Origin of the sequence: Streptomyces sp. NPDC006309 (assembly GCF_040613095.1) — a bacterium.
Lineage (GTDB): Bacteria > Actinomycetota > Actinomycetes > Streptomycetales > Streptomycetaceae > Streptomyces.
The window spans coordinates 1-10,130 of record NZ_JBEXRO010000054.1 but is presented as its reverse complement, the minus strand read 5'-3'; the positions used below and the strand labels follow the sequence as shown (position 1 = coordinate 10,130).

Annotated in this window: 2 protein-coding genes; both read right to left on the bottom strand. The window is 76.8% G+C overall.

Going from position 1 to position 10,130, the window contains the following annotated elements:
• Nucleotides 1-890, bottom strand: an 890-nt coding sequence (locus tag ABZ117_RS34055) for a beta-ketoacyl synthase N-terminal-like domain-containing protein (protein WP_356826654.1), incomplete at its 3' end; no start/stop codon positions are given.
• 26 nt (nucleotides 891-916) lie between these two features.
• Nucleotides 917-10,102 (bottom strand): type I polyketide synthase, encoded by a 9,186-nt coding sequence (locus ABZ117_RS34050; protein ID WP_356826652.1) that lies wholly within the window; start codon nucleotides 10,100-10,102, stop codon nucleotides 917-919.
• Between the last annotated feature and the right edge of the window lie 28 nt (nucleotides 10,103-10,130).

The window sequence follows — 10,130 nt, the reverse complement described above, 5'->3', positions numbered from 1 at the left end:
CCGTTGGACGCCCCGTCCTGGTTCACCGCCGAACCCCGCACCACCGCCAGCACCTCATGACCAAGGCGCCGCGCGTCCGACAACCGCTCCAGGACCAGGACGCCCAGCCCCTCGGAGAACCCGGTGCCGGCCGCGTCGTCGGCGAAGGAGCGGCAGCGCCCGTCCGGGGAGAGCGCGCCCTGCCGGCTGAACTCCACGTACGTCCCCGGCGAGGCCATCACCGTCACTCCCCCGGCCAGCGCGAGGGTGCACTCGCCCTGCCGCAGCGCCTGCGCGGCCAGGTGCAGCGTGACGAGCGACGAGGAGCAGGCGGTGTCGACGGAGAGCGTCGGGCCCTCCAGCCCGAGGGTGTAGGCGACGCGGCCGGAGACGATGCTGCCGGAGCCGAAGCTGCCGAAGTAGTCGTGGTACATGACGCCCGCGAACACCCCGGTGCGGCTGCCGCGCAGCGTGGCCGGGTCGATCCCGGCGTTCTCCAGGGCCTCCCAGGAGCCCTCCAGCAGCAGCCGCTGCTGCGGGTCCATGACGAGGGCCTCGTGCGGGGCGATGCCGAAGAAGCCGGCGTCGAAGTCGCCCGCGTCGTGCAGGAATCCGCCCTGCCCGGTGTAGGAGCGGCCGGGCACTCCCGGGGTCGGGTCGTACAGGTCCGGGTCCCAGCCGCGGTCGGCGGGGAAGGCGGTGATGCCCTCCCCGGCGTCCGCGACCAGGCGCCACAAATCCTGCGGGGAGCGGACTCCGCCCGGGTAGCGGCAGGCCATGCCGACGACCGCGACCGGTTCCCGGGCCGCCGCGGTCAGCGTGCGGTTGCGTTCGCGCAGCCGCTCGATCTCCTTCAGCGAGGCGCGGAGTGCCTCGACCATCCTGGTGTCCGTGTTCTCGGACTCGGCCATGGTCCTCTTCCTTGTCGCGGGCGTCGTCACAGGGCGTCGTCGTCCCCGACGAGGTCGTCGAGCGCCATGCTGATCAGGCTCTCGGCGTCCATCGCGTCGATCGACGCGCTGCCGGGTCCGCCGTCCTCGGCCGGCTGCGGCGCGGGCCGCAGTCCGGGGAGTTCGAGCAGGCCGTCCAGCAGGCCGGCCTCGCGGAGCCGCGCCACCGGGATGGCGGTGAGCGCGGCCCGCACGGTGTCCTCCTCGTCGCGCGGGCCGTCCGCGGTGCGCGGGGCCAGCTCGGTGGCGAGGTGGCCGGCGAGCGCGGCCGGTGTGGGGTGGTCGAAGACGAGCGTGGCGGTCAGCCTCAGGCCGGTGACCTCGTTGAGCCGGTTGCGGAACTCGACCGCGGTCAGCGAGTCGAAGCCGAGGTCCTTGAAGGGCAGTTCGTTCTCGAACTCCTCGATGCCGAGCACCGCGCGGGCCTCGTCCCGCACCAGCCGCAGCAGCCGTTCGGGGCGGTCCCCGGGGGCGAGCGCGGCCAGTTCGCGGCGCAGTGCGGACGTGGTGGCCGACGCCCCGGGTCCGGTCCGGCGCGGCGCCCGCACCAGGGAGCGCAGCAGCGGGGCGACACGGGAGGGGTCACGCGGGGCGAGGTCCAGGCGGGCCGGCAGCAGCACCGGTTCCGCGCGGCCCGCCGCCGTGTCGAACAGGGCGAGCCCCGCCTCGGCGTCCAGGGCGAGCACGCCACCGGAGGCGGCGCGCCGGGTGTCGGTGTCGCCGAGCCGGTCGGCCATGCCGCCGCTGCCCGCCCAGGCGCCCCAGGCGAGCGAGACCGCGGGCAGGCCGAGCGAGCGGCGGTGGGCGGCGAGGGCGTCGAGGTAGGCGTTGCCGGCGGCGTAGCCGGACTGGCCGGGGCTGCCGAGCAGTCCGGCCGCGGAGGAGAACAGCACGAACGCCGTAAGGGGCCGTTCGCGGGTCAGTTCGTGCAGGTGCCAGGCGGCGTCCAGCTTGGGCCGCAGGACCGTGTCCAGCCGCTCGGGTGTGAGCGAGGTCAGGACGGCGTCGGCGAGGACGCCCGCGGTGTGCACGACGGCGGAGACCGGGTGCTCGTCCAGGACCCGGGCCAGGGCGGCGCGGTCGGCGGCGTCGCAGGCGACGACGGTCACCCGCGCGCCGAGCGCGGTCAGTTCGTCGCGCAGCCCGGCCGCACCGGGCGCCTCCGGCCCGCCGCGGCTGAGCAGCACCAGCCGCTCGGCGCCGTGCGCGGTGACCAGGTGCCGGGCGACCAGCCGGCCCAGGGCACCGGTGCCGCCGGTGACGAGGACGCCGCCCGAGAGGCCGGCCGGGGCGGGCTCGGTCAGGCGCGGGGCGCGCACCAGGCGGGGAACGCGTACCGCGCCGTCGCGCAGCGCCAGCTGGGGTTCGCCGGAGGCGACGGCGGAGGGCAGCAGGCGGCGGGAGGCGTCCGTGTCGTCCAGGTCCGCGAGGACCAGCCGGCCGGGGTGCTCGGACTGGGCGGAGCGGATCAGGCCCCACGCGGCGCCGGCACCGGGGTCGGTGACGTCCCCGGGGCCCGTCGCCCCGCAGGTCGCCACCACCAGGACGGAGTCGGCGAACCGGGCGTCGGCCAGCCACTCCTGCACCAGGGTGAGCAGCTCCCGGACGCCGGCCCGGGCCGTGTCCGCGTCGGCGCCGCCGGTGTGCGCGAGGACCAGGGTGTCGGGGGCCCGGACGGCGGCCTCCGTCAGGCCGGCGGCGACGGCGACCTCGGCGACCTCGCCGGCCAGGGCGGCGGCCAGCTCCGCGCGGCCGGGGCCGAGCACGGTCCACCGCCCCGCCTGCGGGGCCGCGGGCACGGGGACGGGCACCCAGTCCACGGCGAACAGGTCGTCGTGTCCGCCCGCGGCGGCCGCCGCGATCCGCTGCGGATCCACCTCCCGCAGCGACAGCGACGCCACCCGCGCCACCGGCCGGCCGCCGGCGTCGGCGGCGTCGATGCGGACCGCGCCGGCGCCGGCCGGGGCGATCCGTACCCGCAGGGCGGTGGCGCCGCCGGTGACCAGCTCCACGCCGTTCCAGGTGAACGGCAGCGACATGCGCTCCGCGGCTCCCGCGCGCAGCCCGATGGTGTGCAGGGCGGCGTCGAACAGCGCCGGGTGCAGTCCGAACGCGGCGGAGTCGGCGGGGACGGCGACCTCGGCGTACGCCTCGTCACCGTGCCGCCAGGCCGCGCGCAGGCCCTGGAAGCGGGGCCCGTACTCGGCGCCCAGCTCCGCCAGCCGCTCGTAGACGCCGTCCAGGTCGACCGGTTCGGCGCCGGGCGGCGGCCAGGCGGTGAGGTCGTGGGCGGGCCCGTCCCCGGCGGGCCGCAGCACTCCGGTGGCGTGGGTGGTCCAGGGCTCGCCGTCGGCCCGGGCGGCGTACACACGGAAGGCGCGCGCTCCGGTCGCGTCGGGTTCGCCGACGGTGCACTGGAGGCGGACGGCGCCGTCCTCTGGCAGGACCAGCGGTTCGGTGACGGTCAGGTCGTCCACCGTGCCGCAGTCGACGCGGGCCCCGGCGGCGAGGGCCATCTCCACGAAGGCGGTGCCCGGCAGCAGCGGCACCCCGCCCACCCGGTGGTCGCCCAGCCACGGGTGGTCGGCCAGGGAGAGGTGCCCCGTGTACAGGGTGCCGTCGGCGCCGGCGAGTTCGACGGCGGTGCCGAGCAGTGGGTGGCCGCCGGCCGGGCGCGGCAGGCCGAGGTCGCCGGTCATCCAGTGGCGGGTGCGCTGGAAGGCGTAGGTGGGCAGGTCGGAACCGTCGCGGTGGGAGAGCAGGGCCGTCCAGTCGACGGCGGCGCCGTGCGCGTGCAGGGCGGCGAGCCCGGTGAGCAGGGCCTCGGTCTCCTCGCGGTCCTTGCGCAGCAGCGGTACGACGGCCGTCCCGTCGGGAAGGCACTCGCCGGCCGCGGCGGTCAGCGCGCTGCCCGGGCCGATCTCGGCGAAGTGCCGTGCGCCCGCGTCGTGCAGGGCGGTGACGGCGTCGGCGAAGCGGATGGCTTCGCGGGCGTGCCGCACCCAGTAGTCGGGGGTGGACAGCTCGTCGGGGGCGGCCGGGGCGCCGGTGAGGGCGGACACCAGCGGGATACGCGCCGTCCCGTACGACAGGGCGGCGGCGACCTCGCGGAACTCCGCCAGCATCGGCTCCATGAGGCCCGAGTGGAAGGCGTGGCTGACGGCCAGTTCCTTGGTGCGCTCGAAGCGGGCGGCCAGCGCGCGGGCCGGTCCGGCGGGGCCCGAGACGACGAGGGACGCGGGCCCGTTGACGGCGGCGATGTCCACGCCGTCGCCCAGCAGCGGACCCACCTCGTCCTCGGTGGCGCGGACGGCGATCATCGCCCCGCCCCCGGGCAGGGCCTGCATCAGGCGGCCCCGCGCGGCGACGAGCGTGCAGGCGTCCTCCAGGCCGAGCACGCCCGCGGCGTGGGCGGCGGCGAACTCGCCGACCGAGTGCCCGGCGAGCAGGTCGGGCCGGACGCCGAAGGATTCCAGCAGCCGGTACAGGGCCACTTCGACGGCGAACAGCGCCGGCTGGGTGTACTCGGTGCGCTCCAGCAGTTCGGCGGAGTGAAGCACGTCGGCGAGCGGCCGGTCCAGCAGCGGGTCCAGGTGGGCGCGGACCTCGTCGAAGGCGGCGGCGAAGGCGGGGAAGGCCGCCGCGAGGCGGGTGCCCATACCGGGCAGCTGCGAGCCCTGGCCGGAGAAGAGGAAGGCGAGCCGGCCGTCCGTGGCGGTGGCGAGGATTCCGGCCCCGGGGGTGCGGCCCTCCGCCACGGCCCTTATGCCGGCGGTCAGTTCGCCCGGGGTGCGGCCGAGTACGGCGGCTCGGTGGCCGAGCCGGGTGCGGGCGTGGGCGAGCGCGCCGGCGAGCCGGTGCGGGTCGGTGTCCGGGGCGGTGGACAGGTGCTCCAGCAGCCGGGCGGCCTGGGCGCGCAGGGCGCCGGGGGTGTGACCGGAGAGCAGCCACGGCACGGTCCCGGCCGGCGGGGCGGCATGCTGTGCGGCCGGCTCCTCGGCGGGCGCGGCCTCGATGATGACGTGGGCGTTGGTGCCGGAGATCCCGAAGGAGGAGATGCCCGCGCGGCGCGGGTGGCCGGGGTCGGGCCAGGGGCGGTTCTCGGTGAGCAGCCGGACGCCCGCGCCGTCCCACTCCACGTGCCGGGAGGGCCGGTCGACGCCGAGGCTGGCGGGCAGGGTCTCGTTGCGCATCGCCTGGACCATCTTGATGACACCGGCGACACCTGCGGCGGCCTGGGTGTGGCCCAGGTTGGACTTGACCGAGCCGAGCCACAGCGGCTGGTCCTCGGTGTGCTCGGCGCCGTAGGTGGCGATCAACGCCTGGGCCTCGATGGGGTCGCCCAGGGTGGTGCCGGTGCCGTGCGCCTCGACCACGTCGACCTCGGCCGCCGCGACGCCGGCCGCCTGAAGGGCGCGCCGGATGACGCGCTGCTGGGCGGGCCCGTTGGGGGCGCTGATGCCGTTGGAGGCGCCGTCCTGGTTGACGGCGGTGCCGCGCAGCACGGCGAGGATCCGGCGGCCGTTGCGGCGGGCGTCGGAGAGCCGCTCCAGCAGCAGCACGCCGGCGCCCTCGCCGAAGCCGGTGCCGTCGGCGGCGTCCGCGAAGGGCTTGCAGCGGCCGTCCCGGGACAGGCCCCGGTGCCGGCTGAACTCCACGAAGGTGCCCGGGGTGGCCATGACGGTCACTCCCCCGGCCAGCGCCAGCGAGCAGTCGCCCTGCCGCAGCGCCTGGGCGGCCAGGTGCAGTGCCACCAGCGACGAGGAGCAGGCCGTGTCGACGGAGAGGGTGGGGCCCTCCAGCCCGAGGGTGTAGGCGACGCGGCCCGAGACCACGCTGCCGGAGCCGAAGCTGCCGAAGTAGTCGTGGTACATGACGCCCGCGAACACGCCGGTGTCGGAGCCGTGCAGGGTCGCGGGGTCGATGGAGGCGCGCTCCAGCGCCTCCCAGGAGGTTTCCAGCAGCAGCCGCTGCTGGGGGTCGGTGACCTGGGCCTCCTCGTCGTCCATGGCGAAGAACGCCGGGTCGAAGTCGGCGGCGTCGTACAGGAAGGCGCCGTGCCGGGTGTAGCTGGTGCCGGGCCGGTCCAGGGTGGGGTCGTACAGGTTCTCGACGTCCCAGCCGCGGTCGGTGGGGAACTCGCCGACCGCGTCCCGGCCTTCGGCCACCAGCCGCCACAGGTCCTCCGGCGAGGCGATGCCGCCGGGGAACCGGCAGGCCATGCCGATGACGGCGATCGGCTCGTCGCCGGCGGCGTTCCAGGGGGCGGAGCGGGTGGGCGCCTCGGCGAGGGTGCCGGTGAGTTCGCCGAGCAGGTGGCGGGCGAGTTCCGCCGGGGTGGGGTGGTCGAACACCAGGGTGGCGGGCAGCTTCAGGCCGGTCGCCGCGGTGAGCCGGTTGCGCAGTTCCACGGCCGCCAGGGAGTCGAAGCCGAGTTCCCGGAAGGCCAGGGTACGGCCGACGTCCTGGGTGGAGCGGTAGCCGAGGATGGCCGCGACGTGGCTCTGCACGAGTTCGGTCAGGAAGGGCTCGTGCTCGGCCGCCAGCAGTCCGGCGAGCCGGTCCCGCAGGGCGCCGGCACCGCCGGCCGCGCTCGGCCCGCCGCTCGCGCCGGCCCGGCGTACGGGTACCAGTCCGCGGAACAGCGGGGCCAGGCCCTCGCCCTGGGAGCGCAGGGCGGCCAGGTCCAGCTTCACGGGCAGGACGGCGGGATCGGCGCCGCGCAGGGCGCCGTCGAACAGGGCGACGCCCTCCTCGGTCGCCAGCGGGGCGACGCCACCGCGGGCGATGCGGGTGAGGTCGGTCTCGCCGAGGGCGCCGGTCATGCCGCCGGCCTGCGCCCACAGACCCCAGGCCAGGGAGTGCGCGGGCAGCCCGAGGGTCCGGCGGTGCACGGCGAGCGCGTCGAGGTAGGCGTTGGCGGCGGCGTAGTTGGCCTGGCCCGGCGAGCCGAGCGTGGCGGCGGACGAGGAGAACAGCACGAACGCCGACAGGTCCAGGTGCGCGGTGAGTTCGTGCAGGTTCCAGGCGGCGTCGACCTTCGGCCGGAACACCGTGTCGATCCGCTCGGGGGTGAGGGAGGAGAGGACGCCGTCGGCGAGGACGCCGGCCGCGTGGACCACGGCCGTCAGCGGCCGGTCGGCCGGTACGGCGTCCAGCACGGCGGCGAGCGCCGCGCGGTCGGCGGTGTCACAGGCGGCGCTCGTCACCTCGGCGCCCAGCTCGGTGAGTTCGGCGACGAGATCGCCCGCGGCACCGCCGCGGCTGAGCAGGAGCAGGTGCCGGACGTTCCGCTCGGCGACCAGGTGCCGGGCCAGGATCCGGCCGAGGGCGCCGGTGGCACCGGTGATCAGGACGGTTCCGGCGCCCAGGCCGGTACCGGTGGCGTCGTCCGGCTCGGCCGGGGTGGAGCGGGCCAGCCGGGGCACCAGCCAGGTGCCGGACCGGAAGGCCAGGTGCGGCTCGCCGGTCGTCACCGCGTCGGCCAGCTGCCCGGTGGTCGGCTGCTGTTCGGCCTCGACCAGCACGATGCGGCCCGGGTTCTCCGACTGGGCCGAGCGGATGAGACCGCCGACGGCGGCACCTGCCGGGTCGGTGCCGGTGACCACCACCAGGGTGCGGTCCTCGTCCGCGAGCCGGGTGCGCAGCTCGGCCAGGACCGTGTCGACGGCCGCCCGGGTCTCGGCGGCGCTCACTCCGGCCGGGGCCCGCACCACGTCCGGTGCGGGAGCGGTCCCGGTCACCGCCGGCGACGGGACCGGGGCCGGGACCCAGTCGACCCGGTACAGCGCGCCCGCGCGGGCCGACCGCGCCGCCGCGGCGAGCGCCTCGGTCCGCAGGGGGCGCAGCGTGAGGGAGTCGACGGTGGCGACGGGCGCGCCCGTGGGATCGGCGAGGGTGAGGGAGACGGTGCCCTCTCCGGTGGACCGGACCCGGACGCGCAGCGCGGTGGCACCGGTGGCGTACAGCCGTACCCCGGACCAGGCGAACGGCAGCAGGGCCTCGTCGCCCGCGGCGTCGGTGAGGCCGATGGCGTGCAGGGCGGCGTCCGACAGCGCCGGGTGCAGCCCGAACCCGTCGGGTACGGCGTCGGTGGCGACCTCCGCGTACAGTCCGTCCCCGGTGCGCCAGACGGCGCGCAGCCCCTGGAACAGCGGCCCGTAGCCGAGGCCGAGGGCGGCGAGTTCGTCGTACAGGCCGTCGAGCGGGACGGGTTCGGCGTCCCTCGGGGGCCAGTCGGTGAGCGGGTCGGCGGTGGCGGGCAGGGTGCCGGTCGGGGCGAGCAGGCCGTCGGCGTGCCGGGTCCACGGCAGCTCCTCGTCGGGGCTCTCCGGGCGGGACCAGAGGGTGACCGGCCGGGTCTCCCCCTCGGGCGGCCCGACGACGGCCTGGAGCTGGACGGCGCCGTGGTCGGGCAGCACCAGCGGCGCGTGCAGGGTGAGTTCGGTGAGGTCGCCGCAGCCGACCTGGTCGCCGGCGCGCAGCGCGAGTTCCAGGTGCCCGGTGCCGGGGAAGAGCAGCCGGCCGCCCACCCGGTGGTGCTCCAGCCAGGGCTGGGTGCCCGCGGAGAGCCGGCCGGTGAGCACGACGCCCTCGCTGTCGGCGCGTACCATCGCGGCGCCGAGCAGGGCGTGGTCGGTGGGGGCGAGGCCGGCGGAGGTGACGTCGGCGCCGCCCGCGGTGCTGTCGAGCCAGTACCGCTCGTGCTGGAAGGCGTAGCCGGGCAGCGGCACGCGGCGGGGCCGGTGGCCCTCCGCCACGGCTGTCCAGTCGACGTCGGCGCCGTGGGTGAACGCCTCGCCGAGCGCCGCCAGCAGCCGGTCCCGGCCGCCCTGGTCGCGGCGCAGGGAGCCGACGGCGGCCACGGCGTCGTCGGTCTCCTGGATGCCGACGGTCAGCACCGGGTGCGGGCTGGACTCGATGAACAGCTGGTGGCCGTCGGCGACGGCGGCGCGTACCGCCTGCTCGAACAGCACGGTGTTGCGCAGGTTGGTGTACCAGTAGTCGGCGCCGAGTTCCGTGGTGTCGAGCGGGCCGCCGGTGACCGTGGAGTAGAACGGCACCCGGGTGGCGCGCGGTTCGATGCCGTCGAGGGCCTCGGCGAGGCGGGCGCGCAGGGTCTCGACGTGGGCGCTGTGGGAGGCGTAGTCCACGGGCAGCCGCTTGGCGCGGATCTTCTGGGCCCGCAGCCGGTCGAGGAGTTCGTCGAGGGCGTCGGAGTCACCGGACACCACCGTGGAGGCGGCGCCGTTGACGGCGGCGACCGACAGCCGGCCGTCCCAGGCGGCGAGCCGGGCGCGGACCGCGTCGGCGCCCTCGGCGACGGACATCATGCCGCCGGAGCCGGACAGCAGTTCGGCGATGGCCTGGGACCGCAGGGCGACGACGCGGGCGCCGTCCTCCAGGGACAGCGCGCCGACCGCGCAGGCGGCGGCGATCTCGCCTTGGGAGTGGCCGATGACGGCGGCCGGTGCGACGCCGTACGCGCTCCAGGTGTGGGCCAGGGACACCATCACGGCCCACAGCAGCGGCTGGACGACGTCCACGCGGTCCAGACCGCCGCGCAGCTCGGTGCGCAGGTCCCAGTCGGTGTAGGGCGCGAGGGCGGCGGCGCACTCGGCCATGCGGGCGGCGAACACCGGCGAGGTGTCCAGGAGTTCGGTGGCCATGCCGGACCACTGGGAGCCCTGGCCGGGGAAGACGAACACGGGCCGGGCGCGGCCGGGCGCGGTGCCCTGGACCAGGTTGCGGGCGGTGGAGCCGTCGGCCAGGGCGGCCAGGGCACCGCGCAGTTCGGCCGGGTCGGTGCCGGTGAGGGAGGCCCGGTGCGAGAAGCGGGCGCGGGTGGTGGCGAGCGACCAGCCGATGCCGGACGGGTCGAGGCCGGGGTGGGTGTCGAGGTGGCCGAGGAGCGCGGCGGCCTGGCCGGCGAGCGCGGCCGGTGTCCTGGCGGTGAGCAGCCACGGGAGGGCGGGGCCCTGGGGTGCGGAGTGTTCCGGTTCGGTGGGGGCGGGCGGGGCCTGTTCGAGGATGACGTGGGCGTTGGTGCCGCTGATGCCGAAGGAGGAGACGCCCGCCCGGCGCGGACGCTGGGTCACCGGCCAGCCCCGCTCCTCGGTCAGCAGCCGTACCCGCCCCGCCTCCCAGTCGACCTTCGTGGACGGCCGGTCCACATGCAGCGTCCTCGGCAGCACCCCGTGA